Annotated in this window: 21 protein-coding genes; 13 read left to right on the top strand and 8 right to left on the bottom strand. The window is 63.5% G+C overall.

The features are described from left to right. Window positions 1–263: hypothetical protein (locus tag CBW50_RS29770; RefSeq protein WP_216356366.1), on the bottom strand; the 263-nt coding region annotated here is incomplete at its 3' end. Between CBW50_RS29770 and CBW50_RS16375 the strand changes: the two genes are divergently transcribed. Next, on the top strand, window positions 262–3,600 hold the full coding sequence (locus CBW50_RS16375) for an AAA domain-containing protein (protein WP_226936364.1): 3,339 nt from the start codon (window positions 262–264) through the stop codon (window positions 3,598–3,600). The two genes, CBW50_RS29770 and CBW50_RS16375, sit on opposite strands and share 2 nt — an antisense overlap. Before the next feature lie 124 nt (window positions 3,601–3,724). Here CBW50_RS16375 and CBW50_RS16380 read toward each other — a convergent pair whose 3' ends face one another. Further along, window positions 3,725–5,134 carry a heavy metal sensor histidine kinase gene (locus CBW50_RS16380; RefSeq protein WP_086146551.1) on the bottom strand — a complete coding sequence of 470 codons (1,410 nt, stop codon included), beginning with the start codon at window positions 5,132–5,134 and terminating at the stop codon, window positions 3,725–3,727. Next, window positions 5,131–5,841 (bottom strand): heavy metal response regulator transcription factor, encoded by a 711-nt coding sequence (locus tag CBW50_RS16385; RefSeq protein WP_086146552.1) that lies wholly within the window; start codon window positions 5,839–5,841, stop codon window positions 5,131–5,133. The genes CBW50_RS16380 and CBW50_RS16385 overlap by 4 nt, the downstream gene beginning before the upstream one ends. 138 nt (window positions 5,842–5,979) lie before the next feature. Here CBW50_RS16385 and CBW50_RS16390 point away from each other — a divergent pair, with 138 nt between their 5' ends. Together CBW50_RS16390 and uraH are read left to right on the top strand one after the other, a co-directional pair. Then, a complete protein-coding gene (locus tag CBW50_RS16390; RefSeq protein ID WP_086146553.1) occupies window positions 5,980–6,480 on the top strand; it encodes a heme-binding protein in 501 nt (166 codons plus the stop codon). Between the two features lie 11 nt (window positions 6,481–6,491). After that, window positions 6,492–6,899, top strand: a complete 408-nt coding sequence (gene uraH / locus CBW50_RS16395; protein WP_086146554.1) for a hydroxyisourate hydrolase — start codon at window positions 6,492–6,494, stop codon at window positions 6,897–6,899. Between the two features lie 12 nt (window positions 6,900–6,911). Here the strand turns inward: uraH and CBW50_RS16400 are convergent, their stop codons facing one another. Beyond that, window positions 6,912–7,610 carry a glutathione binding-like protein gene (locus CBW50_RS16400; protein ID WP_086146555.1) on the bottom strand — a complete coding sequence of 233 codons (699 nt, stop codon included), beginning with the start codon at window positions 7,608–7,610 and terminating at the stop codon, window positions 6,912–6,914. Between the two features lie 190 nt (window positions 7,611–7,800). Here CBW50_RS16400 and CBW50_RS16405 point away from each other — a divergent pair, with 190 nt between their 5' ends. Continuing rightward, window positions 7,801–8,226 (top strand): hypothetical protein, encoded by a 426-nt coding sequence (locus CBW50_RS16405; protein WP_086146556.1) that lies wholly within the window; start codon window positions 7,801–7,803, stop codon window positions 8,224–8,226. Window positions 8,227–8,230: 4 nt separating this feature from the next. Here CBW50_RS16405 and CBW50_RS16410 read toward each other — a convergent pair whose 3' ends face one another. Further along, entirely contained in the window at window positions 8,231–9,880 is a 1,650-nt protein-coding gene (locus CBW50_RS16410; protein ID WP_086146557.1) for a methyl-accepting chemotaxis protein, read from the bottom strand. A gap of 285 nt (window positions 9,881–10,165) precedes the next feature. Between CBW50_RS16410 and CBW50_RS16415 the strand changes: the two genes are divergently transcribed. Both CBW50_RS16415 and CBW50_RS16420 read left to right on the top strand, forming a co-directional pair. Continuing rightward, complete coding sequence (locus tag CBW50_RS16415) at window positions 10,166–10,594, top strand: EamA family transporter (RefSeq protein ID WP_086146558.1); 429 nt, start codon at window positions 10,166–10,168, stop codon at window positions 10,592–10,594. Window positions 10,595–10,667: 73 nt separating this feature from the next. Then, window positions 10,668–11,033: a hypothetical protein gene (locus tag CBW50_RS16420; protein ID WP_086146559.1), complete on the top strand. Its 366-nt coding sequence runs from the start codon at window positions 10,668–10,670 to the stop codon at window positions 11,031–11,033. Between the two features lie 130 nt (window positions 11,034–11,163). Here CBW50_RS16420 and CBW50_RS16425 read toward each other — a convergent pair whose 3' ends face one another. After that, window positions 11,164–11,571: a hypothetical protein gene (locus CBW50_RS16425; RefSeq protein WP_086146560.1), complete on the bottom strand. Its 408-nt coding sequence runs from the start codon at window positions 11,569–11,571 to the stop codon at window positions 11,164–11,166. A 171-nt stretch (window positions 11,572–11,742) separates the two neighbouring features. On the opposite strand from CBW50_RS16425, the gene CBW50_RS16430 reads away from it, so the two are divergent. Next, on the top strand, window positions 11,743–12,579 hold the full coding sequence (locus tag CBW50_RS16430; protein WP_226936362.1) for a helix-turn-helix transcriptional regulator: 837 nt from the start codon (window positions 11,743–11,745) through the stop codon (window positions 12,577–12,579). A gap of 47 nt (window positions 12,580–12,626) precedes the next feature. On the opposite strand, the gene folE is transcribed toward CBW50_RS16430, so the two are convergent. Continuing rightward, window positions 12,627–13,193, bottom strand: coding sequence for a GTP cyclohydrolase I FolE (gene folE / locus CBW50_RS16435; RefSeq protein ID WP_034754386.1), 567 nt, complete (start codon window positions 13,191–13,193; stop codon window positions 12,627–12,629). Window positions 13,194–13,272: 79 nt separating this feature from the next. Beyond that, window positions 13,273–14,106: an NAD(+) diphosphatase gene (gene nudC / locus CBW50_RS16440; RefSeq protein ID WP_086146561.1), complete on the bottom strand. Its 834-nt coding sequence runs from the start codon at window positions 14,104–14,106 to the stop codon at window positions 13,273–13,275. Window positions 14,107–14,398: 292 nt separating this feature from the next. Between nudC and CBW50_RS16445 the strand changes: the two genes are divergently transcribed. From CBW50_RS16445 to CBW50_RS16470, 6 genes are all read left to right on the top strand, one after another. Beyond that, on the top strand, window positions 14,399–16,729 hold the full coding sequence (locus CBW50_RS16445) for a catecholate siderophore receptor Fiu (RefSeq protein WP_086146562.1): 2,331 nt from the start codon (window positions 14,399–14,401) through the stop codon (window positions 16,727–16,729). Between the two features lie 375 nt (window positions 16,730–17,104). Then, window positions 17,105–18,418, top strand: a complete 1,314-nt coding sequence (locus CBW50_RS16450) for a dicarboxylate/amino acid:cation symporter (RefSeq protein WP_086146563.1) — start codon at window positions 17,105–17,107, stop codon at window positions 18,416–18,418. Between the two features lie 108 nt (window positions 18,419–18,526). Next, window positions 18,527–19,519: a porin gene (locus tag CBW50_RS16455; RefSeq protein WP_086146564.1), complete on the top strand. Its 993-nt coding sequence runs from the start codon at window positions 18,527–18,529 to the stop codon at window positions 19,517–19,519. A gap of 262 nt (window positions 19,520–19,781) precedes the next feature. Next, on the top strand, window positions 19,782–21,692 hold the full coding sequence (locus CBW50_RS16460; protein WP_086146565.1) for an ATP-binding protein: 1,911 nt from the start codon (window positions 19,782–19,784) through the stop codon (window positions 21,690–21,692). Next, window positions 21,685–23,028: a sigma-54 dependent transcriptional regulator gene (locus CBW50_RS16465; RefSeq protein WP_086146566.1), complete on the top strand. Its 1,344-nt coding sequence runs from the start codon at window positions 21,685–21,687 to the stop codon at window positions 23,026–23,028. Before CBW50_RS16460 ends, CBW50_RS16465 begins: the two co-directional genes overlap by 8 nt. Window positions 23,029–23,117: 89 nt before the next feature. Continuing rightward, complete coding sequence (locus CBW50_RS16470; protein WP_139842548.1) at window positions 23,118–23,753, top strand: hypothetical protein; 636 nt, start codon at window positions 23,118–23,120, stop codon at window positions 23,751–23,753. The last annotated feature ends 1 nt before the right edge of the window (window position 23,754 follow it).

Consider the following 23,754-nt stretch of genomic DNA (forward strand, 5'->3'; position numbering starts at 1 on the left):
GGCCCGCCCCCGCGCGCAAGGCCGTGGCCGCCGCGCCGGCGCGCCGCAGCAACGCGGCCGCCGAGAGCGAATGGGAAGAGTTTTAACCCATAGCAACATCCTCGCCACACGAAAGCCAGGCAGGAAGTTGCTGCCTGGCTTTTTTTCGTCCGCCATCGCCACTTTTTTTGCCGCAAACCCCGCGCAATAGACAAAAGTGCAAAACGTGCAGCGTGCATACGCTTTACAATCCTCGCTCGCTTTACAAAATAATTGGTCATCATGAATCAGGCAGAACAGCAGCGCCTCCTGGCTATCCTGGAGTATTGGCACAAGATCGAATTCTTTATCCCGTTTGACCTGAATCAAATCACGGACGTTGAAGACCCGTCCACCGTGCGCCTCCTGCAGCGCGAACAGCTGGCGCAATTGCCGCCGCAGTTCGCCACGCAATGGCAAGTGCCGTCCGACCGCGAGATCGACGGCTTTAGCCTGTTCCTCGGCGTCTTCGACAAGGCGGAAATCAACAAGGCTTGCCCGCCGGCCAGCGGCCCGGAAAACATTGCCGAAACAGAAAAAACAGAGCTGCTGGGACGCTCGTGCTTTGCCCGCCTGTCCCTCAATGCGCTGGGCGAGCCGCAATTCGACCCCGTCTCCGTGTCGACCTTGCCATGGGCCCTGGGCCGCGCCCGCACGCCGGACTGGTCGGGCCTGAGCCTGGACGCCTTCAGCGACAGCCAGCTGGCGCTGCAGGACAGCCTGCGCAACTTTGCGGCAAGCCGCGCCCCGCAGCCCGTGACGGACGAGACAGGCAATGTCTCGTCGCCCCTGTCCGGCATGGAAATCGCGGCCCTGGCCGACCTGCTCATGGACTGGGCCGGTTTCCGCCCGTCGGCAGGCCAGCCGCTGGCCGTGCTGGAATTGCGCACGCGCAAGAAGCGCGCGGCCGTGGCGGACGCAGACCTGGCCGAGGCCAGCCAGAACCGCAGCCTGGACTTCGGCGACGCGGTGGAACCGTCGATCGATATCCTCAACAGTTTTTACCTCGATGACCTGGAACAGATCATCCGCGCCTTGCGTGGAGGCAAGTTGCCCGCCACCGTCGCCGCCTATCTGACGCCGCTGGCCCAGGACGAGCGCATCGACCTGTACAGCCCGGCCGGACGCCAGGCGCTGGCCGCCATGCTCAATCCGGCGAACATGAACCGGGGCCACTGGCTGGAGGACGCCAGCTACGCCATGAGCCTGATGCAGCAATTCGCCATCCACGGCGCGCGCACCAGTTTGCATGAGCGCGGCATCTTTTCCGTCAACGGTCCGCCCGGCACGGGCAAGACGACCTTGCTGCGCGAATTGTTTGCCGACAACATCGTGCGCCGCGCCGCCGTGCTGTCCTGCCTGGACCGCGCCGGCGACGCCTTCATCGGCAAGGTGGCCGTGGCCTTCGAGGGCGTGCGCGACCCCATCACGATTGCCCGCTTGCGCCCGGAACTGACGGGCTTTGAAATGGTCGTCGCCTCGTCGAACAATGCAGCGGTGGAAAACATTTCCGGCGACCTGCCGAAACCGAAACAGCTGGGCAAGGAATGGGCGCGCACGCGTTACTTTGAAAGCGTGGCGCGCCGCGTGGTGGCCGACGGCAATGGCGCCAACCGCGCCTTGGCCGAGCAGGACGCGCCATGGGGCCTGATGTCCTGCGCGCTGGGCAACAGCGCCAACCGCCGCCGCTTCGTCAGCAATTTCTATGACGACGACTGGGATAAAACGACGGCGCGCAAGACGCCGAATGCGCAGAACATCCGCCAGTGGCTGGCCAGCTACCAGGGCGTCAGCTTCGCCCAGGCCGCGCGCGAGTTCCGCGAGACGGAACACGTGGTGGAAAAGGCCCTGGCCGAGCACGCGCAATATGCGGCCCTGTGGCAAGCCGTGGGCACCTGCACGGAAACCGATTTTATCCAGGCCAGCCAGCAGGCGCTAATTGCAGCCGAGCAAGAAATGGATGCGGCCAACGGCGCCCTGGCCGGCGCGCTGGCGCAGCAGGACACCTTGCTCGCCAGCAAGAAAGAATTGCTGGAAGAAGAACGCCTGGTGGCGCTGACGCAGCCCGGTTTCTTTGCCCGCCTGTTCCGCACGGCACCGGCGCGCGCCTACAAGGATGCCGTCATCGCCAATGCCGAGGCACAGCGCCAGGCCGCGCGCGACGTCTCCGCCATCAAGCTGCTGCTGAAGGGCGAACTGGAGCCGCGCTGCGAACGGGCCCGCCACGGCCTGCACATCGCGCTGCGCACGGCGCAGTCGCGCCAGCGCGAATGGGATGACAGCACGGAACTGCTGCGCCGCGCGCGCATGCGCTTCCCCACCATCCTCGCGCCGGCCGCCCTGGACGAGCTGGACGGCGACGCCCTGCAAATCGGCGGCCTGTGGCATGAACCGGCGCTGGCGCGCCTGCGCTCGCGCCTGTTTGCCAAGGCCCTGGCCCTGCACGAAGCATGGCTGGCCGAAGTGGCAAAGAAGGGCGGCCCCGGCTTTGGCGGCAACTTGCTGGCCGTGTCGAAATTGCTGAAAAACAAGCGTGCCTACGACCAGTCGCACATCGCCATGGTCTGGCACAGCCTGTTCATAGTGGTGCCTGTCGTGTCGACCACGTTTGCCTCGTTCGCGCGCCAGTTCCAGGGCATGGGCCCCGAATCGCTGGGCTGGCTGTTCATTGATGAGGCGGGCCAGGCCGTGCCGCAGGCGGCGCTGGGCAGCCTGTGGCGCGCCAGGCGCGCCGTCATCGTGGGCGACCCGCTGCAGATCGAACCCGTGTTCACGGTGCCGGGCCGCCTCGTGCAGACCCTGTCCGCCCTGTCGCCGCATACGCAGGACGGCAGCTACGCGCCGACTGCCGTTTCCGTGCAGATCCTGGCCGACAAGGCCAACCGCCATGGCGCGACGGTGGCGGCCAGCAGCGCCCAGCCCTTGTGGATAGGCAGCCCCCTGCGCGTGCACCGCCGCTGCGTGGAACCGATGTTCTCGCTGGCCAACAGCATCGCGTATGAGGACAAGATGGTCTACGGTTTACCTGACCGCACGCCGCCGGCCGGCGCGCGCGGCCTGACGCGTGGCCCCAGCCGCTGGATCGACGCCGTCGGCCCCGTCAGCTACAAGCAGGTGGTGCCCGTGCAGCTCGATTTCGTGCTGGAAGTGTTATTAAAGCTGTACCGCCGCGACGGCAAGCTGCCGGACATGTATGTGATCACGCCATTCAAGGCCGTGCGCAACGAATTGCGCTCGCGCATCGTCGACATGGACTGGGACCGCCGCCTCGGCTACGGCAAGGCGCCGACGGCGCGCGAACTGCGCCAGTGGAGCAGCCAGATGGTGGGCACCGTGCACACCTTCCAGGGCAAGGAACAAAGCGTGGTGATGCTGGTCCTGGGCGCCGACGACAGCACGGTGGGCGCCGCGCAGTGGGCGGCCGCCACGCCGAATTTGCTCAACGTGGCCCTGACGCGCGCGCAGCATTATGTGTACATCGTCGGCAACCCGCTGCTGTGGGGGCAAATGCCGCATTTTGCTCCCGCCTGTGCACAGCTGCCGCACACGGGCATGCATGAATTTTTGGTGGAAATGGGGTAGAACACCGGATCAAACCTGCTGCGCGTCGGTACAGGTGGCCTGCGATGCTCACTGCCTCGGCGGCCCCGTGCAAAGCACCGTTGCGCTTCTCAACCACCTCTCCCTTGCGTTCGCTACGGTTTTATCAGGCGTTCTCAACGGGGAAAACTAGGGTAAACGTCGTGGCGGCCGCGTCCGACGCCACCGTCGCGCTGCCGCCATGCAGCTGCATGATGGCCGTGACGATGGCCAGCCCCAGCCCTGTGGAGGCGGCCGAGTCGCTGCGGGCCGGGTCGGCGCGGTAAAAGCGTTCGAACAGGTGCGGCAAGTGGCGGGCGGGGATGGCGGGGCCCAGGTTGCTCACGCTCAGTTCCACACCCCCGTTCGCCGCGTGCGAGCGCAGCAGGATCGTGCTGCCCGGCGCCGCGTGGCGGATGGCGTTCGACAGCAGATTGCCCAGTGCGCGGCGCAGCAGTTGCGGCTCGGCCGTCACCGTGCCGCTGCCGTGGCAAGCCAGCGCCAGCTCGCGCTCCTCGGCCAGGCCTTCAAAGAAATCGGCCAGGCGCAAGAATTCGTCCTGCACGGGCAGGGCTTGCTTGATCAGGATCATCTCGTCCTGCTGCGCCCGCGCCAGGAACAGCATGCTGTCGATCATGCGCGACAGCCGTTCCAGCTCTTCCACATTCGACGACACCAGCTGTTCATACTCGTGCGCGCTGCGCGGGCGGGCCAGCATCACCTGGCTTTGCCCCAGCAAATTGGTGACGGGCGTGCGAAATTCATGCGCCAGGTCGGCGGAAAACTGCGACAGCCGCGCATACCCCTCCTGCAGGCGCGCCAGCATGGCGTTCAAGGCCTGGATCAAGGGCAGCAATTCCGTCGGCGCGCCGCGCGCCTCCAGCTGCTGCCCGAGCTTGCCGGGCCGCACGAGGGCCGCATGGGCGGCGATATTGCGCAGCGGCCGCAATCCCCGCAGCAGCATCACGCTGGCCAGCAGCGCCGCCACCAGCGCGCTGACGGCCACGGACACGACGATCTGCCAGCGGTAGGCGGCAAACATGGCCGTGCGGTCGCCGTAGACCCGGGCCACGAAAATATCGGCCATCTGCGCCGGCTCGCCGATGCGCGCGCTGGCCGCCACCACCCTGGCCGGATAGCCGTCGCGGCTGGTCCAGCTGACGATATCGCTGGCCGTCACGGGCGCGTCGACAGCCACGGGAACAGCATGCGCCACCATCTCGCCGTTCGGATTGACATCGATCAAACGCGTGCCATCGGCGCGCACGATGCGCACCAGGGAATTTTCTTGCCCGCTCATGGTGTCGCGGAAATACTGGGGCCGCTCGCGGATGATGTCGAGGGTGCCGGCATTGCCTAAGAGTTGCTGGATCTGCCGCAATTTGCCCAGCAATAAAATATCGTCGCGGCGCTCGATTTCCGCCACGAAAGAACGGTACAGATGCATGCCCAGGCCGGCCGACACGAGGGCCACGATCAATACGAACACGAGCGTGACGCGCAGGGTCAGCGAGCGCCGCAGTTGCGCCAGCTTCATGCGGCGGCGCCGTGCTCGGGCGCGGCGGGCGCGCGCAATTCGCAGACATAGCCCATGCCCCGCAAGGTGTGGATCAGCTTGGGCTCGAAGGGGTCGTCGAGCTTGCTGCGCAGGCGGCGGATGGCCGCGTCGATGACGTTGGTGTCGCTCTCGAAATTGATGTCCCACACTTGCGAGGCGATGATGGAGCGCGACAGCACTTCGCCCTGGCGTCGCGCCAGCAGATGCAGCAAGCCGAATTCCTTGGCCGTCAGGGTGATGCGCTGGCCTTGCCGGCTGACCTTGCGTTTCATCACGTCGATTTCCATGTCGCCGATGCGGATCACGTCGTCTTCACGGGGCGGCCCGCGCCGCAGCAGGGTGCGGATGCGCGCCACCAGTTCCGCAAAGGCGAACGGTTTCACCAGATAATCGTCGGCGCCCAGTTCCAGGCCCTTGACGCGGTCCTGCACCTCGTCGCGCGCCGTCAGGAAAATCACGGGCACGTCGGCGCCGCCCTCCTGCAGGCGCAGCGCGCGCAGCACTTGCCAGCCATCCATGATGGGCAGCATCACGTCGAGCACGATCAAATCGGGCGCGTCCGTACTCGCCATGTGCAGGCCGTCGCGGCCATTGCGCGCCAGGCTGACCGTAAAGCCGGACTCGGCCAGGCCGCGCAGCAAATAGTCGCCCGTCTTCGGTTCGTCTTCAATGACCAGGATGCGCATGGCGGCTTTCTAAGGGAAATATACAACCATTTTACGCCGCGCGCCGGGCGCCGCGGATGATAAAAATGTCATGCGGCGATCATCTTCTCGTAGGGCAAGACTGGCCATACTGGCGCCATTCTTTGACATGGAGGCCAGATGAAAACCCTGATGTTCTGCAGTACCCTGCTGTGCCTGCTGGCCAGCCCGGCACAGGCCCAGTTGCGCAATATCAATGACATCTCGCTGGCGGCGGCCAACAAGCTGGCGAATGCGGCCATGGCCGCGTGCCAGGCGCAGGGCCGGCACATCGCCGTCACTGTGCTCGACCGTGGCGGCAATGTCGTGGCCGTGCAGCGGGCCGACGGCGTCGGCCCGCACAACACGGACGCCAGCCGGCGCAAGGCGTACACGGCCCTGTCCACCAAAAGCGACACCTACACGCTGGCCGTGGCAGCGAACGCCAACCCGGACATGCGCAACCTGGCCACCGTGCCGGAACTGTTGCTGCTGGGCGGCGGCCTGCCCTTGCGCGCCAAGGGCGAAGTCGTCGGCGCCATCGGCGTGGCCGGTGGCGGTGGCGGTGGCGCCCTGCCAGACCGCGCCTGCGCCCTGGCCGCCCTGGCCGCCATCCCTGAACTCGATTCGCCCACCCTGTGAAAGCCACGACGATGACTTATTTGAAAAAAACCGCTGCCGCCCTGGCCTTCGCCAGCCTGTCTGGCATGGCCCTGGCCGCCAATCCCCTGAGCGTGCACATCCTCGACCTGCAAAGCGGCCAGCCGACGGCGGGCGTGACGGTCACGCTGGAGCAAAAGAAAGGAGATGCTTGGCAACCATTGGGCAGCGCCGTGACGAACGCGCAGGGGCGCATCGCGGCCATGTATCCAGCCGAGACGCCCATGCAGGCAGGCGACTACCGCATCGTGTTCAAGACGGGCGAACACTATGCGCGGCTGAAACAGGAAACATTCTTCCCGGAAATTCCCGTGCAATTCCACGTAGAAAAGACCGAGCAGCACTATCACATTCCGCTGCTGCTCAGTCCTTTCGGCTTTTCCACGTATCGCGGCAACTGAGGGGAACTAAGCCTAGCCGAGCGTCTTCGCCGTCTGCCCGAACAGCACGCTTTTCGCGTCGCCGCTGACGGTGGGCTGCACATTGATTTCGGCCGCGCGGGCATACGCGCGCACCGTGGCGGGACGGGCGGCGATGGCCGCGAACCAGCGCGCCAGGTGCGGGAAATCCTCCAGCTTCTGGCGCTGGCGCGCGTGCGGCACGATCCACGGGTAGATCGCCATGTCGGCGATGGAATAGTTGTCGCCGGCAACGAATGCGCGGTCCGCCAAACGCTTGTTCAGCACGCCGTATAGACGGTTGGTTTCATTGACATAGCGCGTGATGGCGTAATCGATGGGTTCGGGCGCGTACTGCACGAAATGGTGGTTCTGTCCGGCCATGGGGCCAAGGCCGCCCATTTGCCAGAACAGCCATTGCATCACTTCGGCGCGGCCGCGCACATCCATCGGCAGGAATTGCCCGCTTTTTTCAGCCAGGTATTGCAGGATGGCGCCCGACTCGAACAGCGACAGCGGCGCGCCGCCGTCTGCCGGCGCCTGGTCGACGATGGCGGGGATGCGGTTGTTCGGCGCGATGGCGAGAAACTCGGGCTTGAACTGCTCGCCCTTGCCGATGTGTACGGGAATGATGTTGTAGGGAATGCCCGCTTCTTCCAGGAACATCGTCACCTTGTGCCCGTTGGGCGTGGTCCAGTAATACAGGTCGATCATCGTCGTCTTTCAGCTCGTTGGCATGGGGTGGGCGTAACTATTGTCGCGCCGCAACTGGTGTGCATGGATATAATGCCACGTCAGCGGAAAACAAGACGCCGGGCGACGCACGGGCCATGCAAGCAAGCGCCCACTCTCGCCACAGGCACTCCATTCCGCCATTCCCGAGAACCACCAAAGAAAGCCGACCATGCGCAAACTCCTGATCGTCATGCTGTCCGTCCTGCTGTCAGGCTGTGTCCAGGACTTCGCCATCTATATGTTCGACGGCCAGGAGCATTCCCTGACCGTGCGCCGCCAGCAAAGTTATTTTTGGCAAGATACGGTGGAAGTGCAGCTGATGGCGACCAATCTGCCGCACTGCCAGCGCCTGCATACCCTGTCGACGGCGGCCCGGCCCGACATCAAGGTCGAGCTGTTCTCGGCCGGCGATGGCCTGTGGAACATCCGCATGGGCAAGCAGCTGTGGCAGGCGGAAACGAATACCTGCAATGAGCTGACGGAAATGGAAAACGACCCGAGAGCCGACCTGGGCCAGCCGGTCGGGCAATTCGTCGTCGTCGATGACAAGCTGGAATTCGAGCCGGCACCGCAAGCGGCGGCGCCAGCCCAGTAAGACCTTAGTGCGCGGCCAGGCTGCGCGCCGGCTTGCGGGCCACGGCGCGCGGCGCGCCAGCCGAACTGGCCGCCAGGCGCGGCGCCGCGGCGCCACCCTCATGCGCCGACAGCTTGAAGCGCGCCACCAGCTGCGCCAGCACGGCCGCCTGGTCCTGCATGCTCGACGCCGCCGCTGCCGCCTCTTCCACCAGGGCCGCGTTTTGCTGCGTCACGCTGTCCATCTCCGTGATCGCCTGGTTGACGTGGCCGATGCCCGTGCTTTGCTCGTGCGAGGCGGCCGTGATGTCGGCCATGATGTCGGTCACGCGCGAGACGGAAGCGACCACCTGATCCATGGTCGTGCCCGCCTGTGCGACGAGGGTGCTGCCGGCCGCGATGCTGTCGACGGAAGCGCCGATCAGTTCCTTGATTTCCTTCGCCGCGCCCGCGGACCGTTGGGCCAGGTTGCGCACTTCGGAGGCGACGACGGCGAAGCCGCGTCCCTGTTCCCCGGCGCGCGCCGCTTCCACGGCCGCGTTCAGGGCCAGGATGTTCGTCTGGAAGGCGATGCCGTCGATGACGCCGATGATATCGACGATCTTGCGCGACGAGGCGTTGATGGTGTCCATGGTGCCGATCACTTGCGCCACCACGGCGCCGCCCTGGCGCGCCACGCTGGACGCCGACTGCGCCAGTTCATTCGCCTGCACGGCGTTGCCCGTGTTTTGCGATACGGTCGAGGTCAGCTCCTCCATCGAGGCGGCCGTTTCTTCCAGCGAGCTGGCCTGCATTTCCGTGCGCGCCGACAAGTCCATATTGCCGCTGGCAATCTCGCTCGACGCCGTGGCGATCGTCTCGGCGCTATGGCGGATTTCGCTGATCGCATCGACCAGGTTGGCCTGCATGGTTTTCATCGCATACAGCACGCTGTGCTTGTCGCTGGCGTGCGTGCGCACGCTGCCGCTCAGGTCGTTGTTCGCGATTTTTTCCGCCACCTCGGCCGCATACTCGGGGTCGCCGCCCAGCGCATGGCGCAGGCTGCGGTTGATCACGACGACAACGGCCGACAGCAAGCCGCACACGAGCACCAGCACGCCCAGCGAAGTGAGCAGCGACTGGCGGAAGGCGGCGTCGATATCGTCCATGTACACGCCCACCACGAGGGTCCAGCTCCACGGCTTGTAGGCGACCACGCGGCTCATCTTCGGTTCGGCGTTCTTCTGGCCGGGACGGGGGAAATGATAGTGGACAAAGCCCTTGCCCGCATCGCTCTTGCCGACGGCGACAATGTCGCGGTACAGATAGGTGCCGTTGGCGTCCTTGAAGTCCGACATGTTCTTGCCGTTCGTTTGCGGCGCGGCGGGATTCATCACGACGACGGCGTCGAGGTTGATGATGGACAAATAACCGGTCTCGCCAAAGCGCATGCTCTTGATGACGGCGGTCGCCTGCTTCTGCGCCTCTTCCTGCGTCAGGGCGCCGCTGGCGGCCAGGTCGCCAAACATCTTCACGGCGCCCAGGCCCAGGTCGGCAGCATTGCTCAGGTCGGCGCTACGTTCCTCGATGCGGATCTTGCGGATTTCCAGGGCGTTATAGACAAAGATGACAGTGATGCACAACAAGCTGCAAATCAGGGGTATCCATAACTTCTGCCGGAACGTCAATTTCTTCATGTGCTGTCTCCAACTGTATATGTGCGGCGAAGGGGCATGGTCCGTACCCGGCGCTGCGGCCGGGAATGCGGCGGCGACGGCGCTCTGGCGGCACCGTTCAGACATATCCAGCATACGCTTGATCTACCGATATTTACAATGCCGGAAGGCAATGATTTTGCCCGGTGTTGTTAATGCGTTGCGACAATTGATGAGAATTGATGTTGCGTTGCAATAAGTTATTGCCAGCACCCGCCGTTCTTTTGCGCTACAGTCACTGCAGTTCCCCACCGCGCAAGGAGCCCCATGTCGACACCCCTTACCTGGCAAGGCTTTGCCATCCTGTCGGCCGTCTTCGCGGCCCTGACGGCCATCCTGGGCAAGCTGGGCGTGGCCCACCTGAACAGCAATATGGCCACCCTGATACGCACGGGCGTCATCCTGCTGGTGACGGCCGCCATCATTTCGCTGCGCGCGGAATGGCAGCGCCCCGGCGGCGGCAACTGGGTGGGCTGGACTTGCCTGATCGCCTCGGGCGTGGCCACGGGGCTGTCGTGGCTGTGCTATTTCCGCGCGCTGCAACTGGGGCCCGTCTCGCTGGTGGCGCCCGTCGACAAGCTCAGCGTGGCGCTGGTGATGCTGGCCGGCTGGCTGGTGCTGGGCGAGCCGTTCACCGTGAAAGCGGCACTCGGCGGCGGCCTGATCGTGCTCGGCTCGCTGATTTTGCTGCGGTGAGGCGATACACGGCACGCGGCGGCGCGCCTGTGTCAGAATGCACGCCGCATAGAATGAATCACGAAAGAACAGCATGACCAAGAACGAAGCCATGAAACGCATCAACGACCGCCTGGGCAAACCCACGCTGACGGACAAGAACACGCACTTTGCCAGCGTCGCCAGCTACGGCACGGACGAAGGCTGGTGGCTGAAGATCCCTTTTCTCACCTTCAAGCAGGAATTGCATTTCATCCTCAACAATGAAAAGACGAAAAGCTTCCAGCACCTGAAAATCGGCGCCAACCAGATCCTCAGCCCCGGCATGAAGTTCCGCAGCACGGGCGGCGCGGCCGACGCCTTCATGTCGGCCTCGCCGCCGAAGCGCCTGGTCGACCTGCTCGACGGCGGCAGCAAGTACAACTTCACCAAACATTTCGTCAACGACTACCGCTACTAAAACACCTGACCAAACCTACTGCGCGGCGCGCTTTGCGGCCTGCGAGGCTCACCGTACTAGAGTACGGTTGCGCTTCTTAGCCACAAATCACTACCGCTCGCTACGGTTTTGTCAGGTGCTCTTCATGTCGTTAGTCTTCCCTTGGCGGCAGCCACACCCTGAGCAAATGCCGGGCGATGTCGAGCGCGTCGTCGCGGCTGGTGCCAAAGTGTAAAGGGTAGCCCCAGAACTGGCCGAACGTGGCGGCAAAGGCCTTGCCGGCCAGGCGCTTGGCCGCGCTCGGCTCGACGAGCACCATGCCCTGGATGTAGGCGCGCAGGGCGGCCTTGTGCCGCTTCATCCACAGCACGGCGCGCTTGCGCGCTTCCTGCGGATGGTCATGTCCGTCCTCGTCGAGGCCTTGCTCGCTGAGGATGACGAACGCCTGGCGGCGCGCCAGCAAGTCTTCGAACTGGGCGAACAGGGCCTCGTCCGGGCTGCCGGCGGCAGGGTCGCGGCGCATCCAGACGAGGGGGAAATCGGTGATATCGAGTTGCATGGGGGACTCCTTCAAAGGGGGTTGCCGTTCCTCCTGGCCTTCATCAGAACACGGGCGGCGGCGGTTGCCGTTGAAGCGGGGCTGCGGATAGCCATACGATACCGATGACGGCGCCCGGCGTCATTGCATACAATAGCCACAATATTATTCAATCCAGCCAAAGTCCCCGCCATGCCCTATCCCTTGCTGCCGAGCATGCTCTCCACCCAGCTGGGCCTCGACGCCGCCGCCTCCATCATCGATTTCGACGTCGATGGCGTGCTGCGCCCCGTACTGGCGCTGGGCCTGGCCAGCGTGCGCGAGGAATGGGAACAGGCGCCGCACCAGCACCGCAAGGGACAGCTGCTGTACGCCATACGCGGCGTGATTCATTGCGAGGTGGAAAGTGGCGTGTGGATCGTGCCGCCCCAGTGCGCCGTATGGATACCGGGCGGCCTGATGCACGCGGCCCAGGGCGTGGGCGAAGCCGAGTGCTATTGCCTGTTCGTCGAGCCGGCCATGGCGCCGGCCTTGCCGGCCGTCTGCTGCACCCTGGCCGTCTCACCGCTGCTGCGCGAACTGATCGTCAAGGCGGCCGGCTTTCCCACCCTGACCACCTTGCATGGCGCGCAAGAGCGGCTGGTGGCGACCCTGCTCGATGAACTGGCGGCGGCGCCCGTGGAAGACCTGCATCTGCCGATGCCGCGCGACGCGCGCCTGCGCCGCCTGGCCGCCCTGCTGCTGGCGCAGCCGGCCGACAAGGGCACGCTGGCCGAGTGGGCCAGCCGCATCGGCATGAGCGAGCGCAGCATGACCAGGCAGTCATTGGCGGAAATGGGCATGAGCGTGGGCCGCTGGCGCCGGCAGCTGCATGTGATCATCGCCCTGCAACGGCTGGCGCAGGGCCACAGCGTCAAGAAGATCGCGCTGGAACTGGGCTACGAAAACACCAGCGGTTTCGTCACCATGTTCCGCAAGGCCGTCGGCAAGCCGCCGGCGCGCTACCTGGCGGAACGGGAAACCCATTAAAAAAGGCGGCATATGCCGCCTTCGTCACGCATCGTCGCTTAAAACGATCAGCTTTCGCGTGCCAGCGCCAGAAATTCCGTGCGCAGCGCCAGGTTCGGCTGCATCTCGCCCAGCATGGCCGAGGTGATGGTTTCCTCGCCCGGCGTGCGGATGCCGCGGCTTTCCATGCACAGGTGGCGGCAGCGCACGACCACGCCCACCGACTTCGGTTCCAGCACTTCCATCAGCGCGTTGGCGATCTGCATCGTCATGCGTTCCTGCACCTGCAGGCGCTTGGAGAAGCAATCGACGAGGCGCGTCAGTTTCGACAGGCCGACGATCTTGCCATTTGGCACATAACCGATGGTGGCCTTGCCGAAGAACGGCGCCAGATGGTGCTCGCAATGGCTGTAGACGGGGATGCCGCGCACGACGATGAGCTCGTTGTACTGTTCCGCGCCGTCTTCAAAGGCTTTCAGCAAGTCCACCGGGTCCTGGCCATAGCCGGAAGTCCAGTGCTTCCAGGCTTTCGCCACGCGCGCCGGCGTTTCCAGCAAGCCAGGACGCTGCGGGTCTTCGCCAAAGCTGCTGATCAGCCGGCGCCAGTCGTTTTCGGAGAATTCTTCTTGAGACATGCTAAAACACCCTAAAATTTTCAATTGCCGCCAGTATATAGAAAATGTGGCAGGCTGCCTGAGCCGCCCTACTTTCCCGCTACGCCGGCGGCCGGTGCGCGCCGACCAGCAACGCGGAGATCGACACGCTCGAACTCGCTTCCGGCCAGACATCACCGGGGCCGAACCAGCGCGCCTCGGCAATCTCGTTCTCGTCGAGGCGGATCTCGCCGTCGAGGTAGTCAGCCGTAAACGCGATCATCAGCGAATGGGGAAACGGCCAGGATTGGCTCATGAAGTACTGCAGATTATGCACGCGCAAGCCCACCTCTTCCATCACTTCGCGGTGCACGGCTTCCTCGATCGATTCGCCCGCTTCCAGGAAACCGGCCAGCGGACTGAAACGCTGCGACGGTGAATGCCTGTGCATGGCCAGCAGCACGTGCTGGCCCTTGCGGATGAGCACCATCATGGCCGGCGAAATGCGCGGATAGGCGAGCATGCCGCAGGCGGCGCAGGTAAAGCAGCGTTCGCCGCGCGTGCGCTGCATGGGCGTGGCGCACACGCCGCAATGGCGGTGCGTGCGCGCCCATTCGGCCAGCTGCGCGGCGCGGCTGGCCAGGCCCAGGAAGGCGTCGTCGACGGCATGGAACAGCGAGCGCATGGGGTGATACGCCAGGCCGCTGTCGGCCGGCAGCTGCTCCACATCCGTCCAGACCGTCTGGCAATAGCGGCCTTGCCACAGGCCGACGGGCTGGGCACGGCTCAGGTCGATATCGAGCGCCGCCGCCTCGGCGGCAGTGGGCAGGGTCAGCCCGGGCGCACGCAGCAGCAGGCGTCCGCGGTGGAAGACAAAGGTCAGCGTCTGCTCGGCGGCCGGGGCCGGTTCGGGCGCATCGATCAGGGGGACAAAGGCATCGGGAGTCTGCAGCATGCTTGGCGGTCAATTGTAAAGGTTGCTCATCATACTCCCGCCGCCCGACGCTTGCGCGCGTAGCAGCGGCCGGCCAGCAAAGCAAGCACGCATGCGGCATGACCGTGTTTTTTTTGCGGCACGCCCAATTCGTTGCGTAAACGAGACTGATAACGATTCTCATTTACGAATAAGCGCCCAATAATTACAATGTCGCTCTATTCGTCCACCGCCAGCCACTTGCCCGTGTGCCAACGCACCGCCGCGCAGCGCCAGCCAGGAACCACTACCCTGACCTTATCGAGAGAGCAAGATGGCAATCAAGAGCCGCAAACACGCCCCATCCCGTTTCAACCAGCACGTCGGCGCCGCCCTGGCCGTGATGCTGCTGCCCGTCGCCGCCCAGGCGGCCGACCCGGCAGGCCAGAGCGCGCCCGCATCGCAGCAAACCCTCAATGAAATCAAGGTCGTCAGTTCCAAGGAAAATGATTTCAAGGCCGAGAAAGCCTCGTCGCCGAAGTACACGGAAGAGCTCGTCAACACGGCGCAAACCATCGTCGTGATCAAGAAAGAATTGATCGAACAGCAAGGCGCGCTGACCCTGACGGATGCGCTGCGCAACACGCCGGGCGTGGGCACCTTCTTCCTCGGCGAGAATGGCAACACGAACACGGGCGACGCCGTCTACATGCGCGGCTTCGACGCCTCGGGCAGCATCTATGTCGATGGCGTGCGCGACGTCGGCTCCATCTCGCGCGACGTCTTCAACATCGAACAGATCGACGTGCTGAAGGGCCCGGCGGGCACGGACAGCGGCCGCGGTTCGCCGACGGGCTCGATCAACCTGGTCAGCAAGACGGCGACCATGGAAAACAAGTTCAATTCCCTGCTGACGGCCGGCAGCGGCAAGCAGAAACGCGCCACGGCCGACTGGAACCGCATCCTCGACAGCGATACCGGCACGGCATTGCGCCTGAACCTGATGACGCAGGACAGCGGCAATCCGGCGCGCGATGAAGTCAAGAACAAGCGCTGGGCCTTCGCGCCCACCGTCACCTTCGGCATCGGCAAGCCGACGCGCGTCACGGCCAGCTACCTGCACGTGGATCAAAACAACGTGCCCGACGGCTTCGTGCCCACCATCGGCCTGCCCGGCTACAGCACGCCGGACAGCATCACGCCGACGAACAAGGTCATCCGCACCTTCCTGAACGGCGCGGCCAGGGTCGATCCGAAGAACTTCTACGGCTCCACCGCGGACCACGACAAGGTCAAGGCCGACATGGGCACCTTGCGCATCGACCATGATTTCTCGCCCACGCTGCAGCTGCAAAACACCACGCGCTACGGCAAGACCCAGCAGGATTACCTGCTGACGGCCTTCATGGGCAGCACCGCCAACCTGAAGACGCCGGTCGCCACCGACCCGTCGACCTGGACCCTGGCGCGCTCGCTGCGCACGGTGAAGGACCAGGAAAACACGATCCTGACCAACCAGACCGTCATCAGCGCGCAATTCGACACGGGCGTGCTCAAGCACTCCGTGGTGGCCGGCGCCGAGTTCACCAGCGAAAAGCAGACCAACTACGGCTATGTGCCCGCCAGCCTGGGCACCATGCCGGACGCCAATCTCTACCATCCGAACCCGCGCGACCCCGTCACTGGCTACCAGCCCGTGCGCAGCGGCGCCTACAGCCAGGGCGAAGTCAACACGCAAAGCGCGTATGTCTTCGACACCATCAAGTTCGGCGACAAATGGATCTTCAACGGCGGCGTGCGCTTCGACCATTTCAACACCAGCTATGACTCCGTCACCCTGCAAACGGCCGTCGCCCCGGGCCAGGTGCAAAAATTGCCGGTGGGCACGCCTATTCCTGTTCACATCACCCTGAACGACACCTTCGCCAACGGCAAGATCTCGGCCCTGTACAAGCCGACGCCGGACAGCAGCGTGTATGCGCTGTGGGCCACGTCGAAGGCGCCGCCGGGCACCAACTTTACGCTGAGCACGGGCGCCAGCAGCGCGCAAAATCCGATCTATGATCCGCAGGAAACCACGACCAAGGAAATCGGCACCAAGTGGGATTTCCTGAAACAAAAACTGTCGCTGTCGGCCGCCATCTACCAGACGGACGTGAAAAATGAAGTGGAACAAGATCCCGTCGACCTGGTCTACTATCAGAATGGCAAGAAACGCGTGCAGGGCGTCGAAATCGGCATGGTGGGCGAAATCATGCCGAACTGGCTGGTCAGCGCCGGCTACACGCGCATGAATACCAAGGTCGAGTCGGGCAAGGTCGTCACGGCCAGCGGCATCAATAACCTCAGCTACACGCCGAAACAGGCGTTCACGGGCTGGACGTCGTACACCCTGCCCTTCGGCCTGAAGATCGGCGGCGGCGCCCGTTACGTCGGTGAAATGCTGCGCGGCACCGACGGCGCCGTCGGCACGCCGGCCCGCGTCGATGCCTACTGGGTCTTCGACGCCATGGCAAGCTATACCGTCAACAAGAACCTCGACTTGCAGTTGAACGCCTACAACCTGGCCGACAAGACCTATGTGGCGGCCATCAACAAGTCCGGCTTCCGCTACACGCCCGGCCAGCCCCGTTCGTTCAGCCTGACGGCCAATATCAAGTTCTAAACACGCATTGCGCCATATCAAGCCCCTCTTCGGAGGGGCTTTTTTATTGTCCTGATAATCTTGTCTTTTTGGCGCGGCGCCACCCTGCCGTGACTAGCGTATGAAAAGTCATACAGCGATGGCCTGCCGCGTCCAATATTTCGCGCAAACGTGCAAAGTTGCGACATCTAAGCAACAAAAAAAGCTTCCTCAAATCAACAACTTAAGAAGTTCGGTCCCAAATTCCCATTTCAGGCATATCCTTTGCTATGTACAGGTTTTGCTGCAAATAATCGCTGGCACGCAAGGGCTTGTTTTTGAGAAATATTGACTCCAAGCTTGAGTTGCTCGCAATCAATAATCCGCTCACAGCGGCGTTTCACCGGAGGAGTCATAATGAAAAAGAAACGGCCATTAACCCTGTACATCCTGATTGCCATGATCCTCGGCATTGCCGTGGGCTATGGATGCAACACCGCCTTCCCTGATGCCAAGCTCAGCGCTCAAATCGCTGGCAATATTTCCATCGTCACCGACGTCTTCTTGCGCCTGATCAAGATGATCATTGCGCTGCTGGTGTTCTCCACCCTGACGGTCGGCATCGCCCACATGGGCGACGGCAAGACGGCCGGCCGCATCGGCCTGAAAGCCATGTGCTGGTTCGTCGTCGCCTCGCTGGTCTCGCTGGCGCTGGGCATGGTGCTGTCGAACCTGATGCAGCTCGGTACCAACCTGGGCTTGCCATTGCCGGACGTACACGCTTCAACGAATTTGAAAACGGCCGCCTTCACCTTGAAAGATTTCTTCACGCATCTGGTGCCGAAGTCGCCGATCGAGGCCATGGCCAACAATGAAATCCTGCAAGTGCTGGTGTTCTCGATCTTCTTCGGCGGCGCACTGGCCGGCCTGGGCGAATCGGGCAAGACCCTGACGGCCGTCGTCGATCAGCTGGCGCAAGTCATGCTGCGCATCACCGGCACCATCATGAACCTGGCCCCGCTGGCCGTGTTCGCCGCCATGGCGTCCGTCATCACCACGCACGGCCTGGGCGTGCTGGTCACGTTTGCCAAGTTCATGGGCGGCTTCTACCTGGGCCTGATGTGCCTGTGGGCCCTGCTGATCGGCGCCGGCTTCATCGTCATCGGCCCCCGCGTCTTCAAGCTCGTGGGCCTGATCCGCGAACCGTTCCTGCTGGCATTCTCGACGGCCAGTTCGGAAGCGGCCTATCCAAAACTGCTGACGGCGCTCGACCAGTTCGGCGTGGACCGCAAGATTTCCAGCTTCGTGTTGCCGATGGGCTACTCCTTCAATCTGGACGGCTCGATGATGTACTGCACCTTCGCCGTGCTGTTCATTGCGCAAGCCTATGGTATCGACCTGTCGATCGGCACGCAGATCACCATGCTGCTGCTGCTGATGCTGACCTCGAAAGGCATGGCCGGCGTACCGCGCGCCTCGCTGGTAGTCATTGCGGCAACATTGAACCAATTCAACATCCCGGAAGCGGGCCTGCTGCTGCTGATGGGTGTCGACCAGTTCCTCGACATGGGCCGTTCGGCTACCAATGCGGTCGGCAACGCCGTCGCCACGGCAGTCGTCGCCAAGTGGGAAGGTGGCCTGGCCACGGAAGAAGAAGCAGCCGCGGCCAACGCCGCCAACCAGAACACGGAAAGCCATTGGGGCGAAGCTGACCACGCTAGCAAAGCCTGATAGCGCCATGGCCCGCCACAAGCGGGCTATTTATTTGTTGTCCATGTTGAGTAACAAGCAGTCAGGTAGTGCGATCAGTAGTCATTCCAACCTATTAGAGAGATTTTCATGAAAAAAGTCCTGTTTACCCTGTTGGCCCTCGGCGCAGCTTCCGGCGGCGCATTGGCACAATCGAGCGTGACCATCTACGGCGTGGCAGACGCCGGCCTCGTGTTCGACAAGGATGCGGCCGGCGACCGCCTGAACCGCGTCGCTTCCGGCGTCGCCTCCGGCTCGCGCATCGGCTTCAAAGGCAAGGAAGACCTGGGCGGCGGCCTGGCCGCTACCTTCGTGCTGGAAAGCGGTTTCAATATCGATACCGGCACCTCGGGCCAGGGCGGCCTGCTGTTCGGCCGCCAGGCCTATGTCGGCCTGACCGGCAGCGCCGGCGCCGTCACCCTGGGCCGCCAATATTCTCCGTACTACCTGGCCCTGCGCGACGTGGCCGATCCGTTCGTCATCGGCCTGGCCGGCACGGCGTCGAACCTGATGGTGACGAATATCCGCGTCGATAACATGGTGCAATACAGCACGCCGACCTGGAGCAAGCTGTCGGCCGACCTGGCGTACGGCTTCGGCGAAGTGGCCGGCGACAACGCGAAAAACCGCAGCATGGGCGGCGCCGTGCACTACATCGACGGTCCGCTGAACGTGACCCTGACGCATCACCGCAAGGAAAATTCGCTGGCGACCCAGCAGACCCGCAACACCCTGCTGGCCACGCGCTACGATTTTGGCGTACTGCAAGGTAACTTCGGCTACGCCGACAACCGCGCCCTCGACGACAGCAAGAGCAATGACATCCTGGTCGGCTTCAGCGCCCCGTTCGGCGCCACCAAGCTGGTCGCGTCGTACATCCGCCACAACGACAAGAGCAGCCTGAACCGTGACGCCCAGCAATGGGCCATCGGCGCCTTCTACGCCCTGTCCAAGCGCACCGACCTGTACACCGGCTACGGCCACATCAGCAACAAGAACGGCGCCACCTTCGTCGTCGGCAACGCCACCGACAATGGCACCGGCAACAGCGGTTTCAACTTAGGTATGCGTCACACGTTCTAAGGACGTCGGCCAAAATCTACTGCGCGGCGCGCCTTGCGGCCGGCGATGCTCACCGGCTCGGCGCCACCGTACTAGCGTACGGTGGCGCTTCTCGGCCACAAGGGGGCGCCGAGCCCCACTGCCGCTCGCTACGGTTTTGTCGGACGTCGGAATGTCCGTGAAATATAAGCGTGAGCCGCCGGATGCATATCCGGCGGCTTTTTCTTTTGACGCAATATTTAAATGCGATACTGTGGGTTCTTGCAAGTTGGCAGCTGATTTTATGAATAGCAGTACTACCAAACCCTCCCTTTCCTGGCGCCAGCGCCTGTCGCAACGGTCGGGCCGCGAAACGCTGGCCTGGGGCGTGGTGCTGGCCGCCTGCCTGGCCACCGTCTGGCTCGTGTACTTCTGGACCGAACGCATCGCCATCGGCAAGCTGCAGGCCAGCGGCGCGCAGCGCCTCGAGGTGTATGTGAGCAGCCTGGAAAATGCGCTGGAGAAATACGACTTCCTGCCCAAGACCCTGGAGCTGAACCGCGACGTCATCCGTTTGCTGCAGCACCCGGAAGACCCGGTGCTGGTCGACACGGTCAACCATTACCTCGAGCAGATGAACGCCCAGGCGAAATCGTCAACGATTTTCATCAGCAACCTCGACGGCAACACGCGGGCCGCCAGCAACTGGCAGGGGCCCGACAGCTTTATTGGCGACAATATCTCATTCCGCCCGTATGCCCAGGATGCGCTGCGCGGCACGCCGGGGCGTTTTTATGGCGTCGGCACGACGCGGCTGGAGCCCGGCTACTTCTTTGCCCACGGCATCTACCAGAATGGCCACATGCTGGGCCTGGCAACGGTGAAGGTCAACCTGGAAACGCTGGAAAAGCGCTGGGTGCAGGGCGCCGACAAGGTCATGCTGGCCGACGAACACGGCGTCATCTTCCTCAGCTCCATGGCGGACTGGAAATACAAGACCCTGGCGCCCCTGTCGCCCGCCGTGCTGGCCGAACTGAACCGCACGCGCCAGTATTACTCGAAACAGCTGGAAGCCATCCCCTTCGTGTCGGACCGCCAGTTGGGCAATGGCGCGCGCGTGATCAGCGTGCGCGAACACGAGCATGCCGACGCGCCGCCGAAGATCAGCTCCAGCGTCATGACGCAGATCAAGCTCAAGTCGCCGCAAGGCTGGACCTTCATTTACCTGTCCGACCTGGCGCAAGCGAAGGCCAGCGCCCGCGCCGCGGCCGCCTTCTCGTGCGTGCTGCTGGGCTTTTTCATGCTGCTGTTCTTTTACCTGCGCCAGCGCCGCGCCGCCGTGGCGCAAAAACTGCGCGCCCGCGAAGACTTGCAGCACGCCTATGACAACCTGGAAGCCATGGTCGAGGAACGCACGTCGGAACTGAACGCCATGACGCAAAGCCTGAGCCAGGAAATCGAGGTGCGCAGCAAGGCCGAGCAAAAGCTGCACATCACGCAGAATGAACTATTTCAGGCCGGCAAGATGGCCGTGCTGGGGCAGATGTCGGCCAGCATCACGCACGAACTGAACCAGCCGCTGACGGCGCTGCGCACCATGTCCGACAATGCCGTCATCCTGCTCGAACGGGGCCGGCTCGACGACGCGCGGCGCAATCTGGCGAAGATCTCGCAAATTGCGGCCAGGATGGGGACAATTACAGGCCAATTGAAAGTTTTTGCGCGCAAATCGACGACCAGCCTGACTTCCGTCTCGATTCCCACGGCGATCAGCAACGCCCTGTTCCTCGTCGAGCGCCGCCTGCAGGTGGAAAATGTGCGTTTTACTTTGCAACTGCCGCCCGACGACATCTTCGCCATGTGCGAAAGCAACCGCCTGGAGCAGGTGCTGGTGAACCTGTATGCCAATGCGCTCGACGCCATGAACGGCAGCGACGTGCGCAGCCTGCGCGTGTCCGTCGAATGCACGCAGGAGCATGTGCTGATCCACGTGGCCGACACGGGCCCCGGCCTGTCGACGGAAGTGTATGAACACCTGTTCGAGCCGTTCTTCACGACCAAACCGCAGGGGCTGGGGCTGGGCCTGGGACTGGCCATCTCCGAACAGATCACGCGCCAGTTCGGCGGCGTGCTGCGCGCCGAAAACGCCCCCGGCGGCGGCGCCGTCTTCACCATCGAACTACAGATTGCAACGCAGGAGGAAAAACATGTTTGACGGCTTGAAGGTCTTGCTGGTCGAGGACGACCCCACCGTGCGCGAGGGCAGCGAGCAGGCATTGCAGCTGGCCGGCCTGGACGTGCTGGCGTTTCACTCGGCCGAACTGGCCTATAAACTGCTGACGCCGGATTTTCCCGGCATCATCGTCAGCGACGTGCGCCTGCCCGGCATGAGCGGCCTGGAGCTGCTGCAAGCGGTCAAGACGCTGGACCCGCACCTGCCCGTGATCCTCGTCACGGGCCACGGCGACATCACCATGGCCGTGCACGCCATGCGCACGGGCGCCTACGACTTCATCGAAAAACCGTATTCCTCCGACCAGCTGGTCGACGTCATCCTGCGCGCGCTGGAAACGCGCAGGCTCATGCTGGAAGTGCACAGCCTGCGCCGCCAGCTCGAGGACGGCGGCGGCATCGAAGCGCGCTTACTGGGCAATTCCGTGGCGATGCGCGACATACGGCGCTTGATACTCGACGTTGCCGACGAACCGGCTGACGTGCTGATCTACGGCGACACGGGCACGGGCAAGGAAATGGTGGCCCGCTGCCTGCACGACTTCAGCCACCGCCGCAAGCACAACTTTGTCGCCGTCAACTGCGGCGCGATTCCCGAAAGCATTTTTGAAAGTGAAGTCTTCGGCCACGAACCGGGCGCGTTCACGGGCGCGGCCAAGCGGCAGGTGGGCAAGATCGAGCATGCCGACCACGGCACTTTCTTCCTCGATGAAATTGAATCGCTGCCCCTGTCGCTGCAAGTCAAATTGCTGCGCGTGCTGCAGGAGCGCTATATCGAGCGCCTCGGTTCAAACGTGCCCACGCCCGTCGACGTGCGCGTCATCGCGGCTGCCAAGCTGGACCTGGAAGACTTGTCGCAGCAGCAGAAATTCCGCAGCGACCTGTACTATCGCCTGAACCTGATCGTGCTGCATCTGCCGCCGCTGCGCGAACGGCGCGAGGATATTCCCATCCTGTTCGAGCACTTCGTGCTGGCCGCCGCCGCCCGCTACAACCGCGCCGCACCCGTGGTTTCCAGCGCGCAGATGCGCAACCTGATGGCCCATTCCTGGCCCGGCAATGTGCGCGAACTGCGCAATATCGCCGACCGCTTCGTGCTGGGCATTGCCGGCGGCGCCTCGAGCCTGCTGGCGGGCGGCCAGGCCAGCCCCCTGTCGCTGGCGGAACAGGTGAACGGCTTTGAGCGCGCCCTGATCGAACAGGAACTGCGCGCATATTCGGGCAACGTCAGTGACGTGAGCGCGGTGCTGGGCTTGCCGAAACAGACCCTGTATCACAAGATGCAGAAGTACAACCTGGTGGCGGAAGAGTTCCGCTAGGGAACGGCACGGTGACAGGCTTGTCAAAAAGAGCAGCAATGTATTGCCTTATGGTATATATTGTTTCTTTTTGATAATTTTTTGAGCCAATGAAAAAACCTGCTTTCCTCTTTTCCCTCTTGCTCAGCGCCACCAGCTTTGCCCAGGATATCGCCACCACCGAAGCACCCGCTGCCGCCGCCGAGGCGGCCAGCGCGCCGGCGGCGCCGGCAACATCCACCGTCAGCCGTCTGCGCCTGTTCGGCCAGAATGGCGCCACCGCCTTCCTGTACCGCGACAGCAGCTGCATCCGCGGCATGTTCAGCGATGGCGTGGAAAAGGCCAGCGGCGGCATGAGCTCCGCCTTCGGCTCCCTGATCGGCACGGTCAGCAATACCAGCCTGGGCATTCCGGAAACGGCAACGTCGCAAAACCTGGCGCGCAAGGACGGCTTCTTCTCGAAGGCCTATTTCCGCGAATATGAGATTCCTGCGGGCAAGCCCAGCAGCCTGCGCCTGGGCTTCCAGGATGTCTCGCCGTTTTACGTGGCCAACGGCGTGCGCTTTGACAGCGTGTCGCCCAGCTGCCATGGCGACATCACCTTCACGCCGCGCGCCGGCGAGGATTACGAAGCGGCTTTCTCTTGGGAAGGCAAGCGCTGCAGCATCAGCATCAACCAGGTGATCGCCAGGGAAGGCAAGACGGAACTGGTGCCCGTGCCCGTCACCCGCGCACCGGGCTGCTGAT

The organism is Janthinobacterium sp. GW458P (genome assembly GCF_002127585.1).
Classification (GTDB): domain Bacteria; phylum Pseudomonadota; class Gammaproteobacteria; order Burkholderiales; family Burkholderiaceae_D; genus Janthinobacterium.